At 42.2% G+C, this 258-nt stretch carries 1 protein-coding gene; it reads right to left on the bottom strand.

Annotation, left to right across the window (positions count from 1 at the left end; genetic code table 11):
* The coding region (locus tag AB4653_RS29100; RefSeq protein WP_372106115.1) for a metal ABC transporter solute-binding protein, Zn/Mn family at positions 1 to 258 on the bottom strand (258 nt) is incomplete at both ends.

The raw sequence follows: 258 nt of genomic DNA, 5'->3' as shown, positions 1-258 counted from the left end.
TTCAATCACCGCTGGTGTAAATTGAGGCTCTGAAAATACGCATTGAACATTTTCACGCACCAAAGTCTTCTTGATAGCTATCAGACTTTTTGCGCCAGGTTTACGCTCAGGGCTAACCGTAAAGTGACCTAGATTATTCAACTTAAATTCTTGTTCGAAGTAGCCATACGCGTCATGGAATACGTAGTAGCCTTTGTCTTTCACTGGCGCGAGTTGTTCATGAATCGCCTGCTGTTTCTCTTTCAAAGCAATCAAGAA

Origin of the sequence: Vibrio sp. 10N.222.48.A3 (assembly GCF_041475345.1) — a bacterium.
In the GTDB taxonomy this organism is placed as follows: Bacteria; Pseudomonadota; Gammaproteobacteria; order Enterobacterales; family Vibrionaceae; genus Vibrio; species Vibrio tasmaniensis_A.
This window is presented reverse-complemented; position numbering and strand designations above follow the sequence as displayed.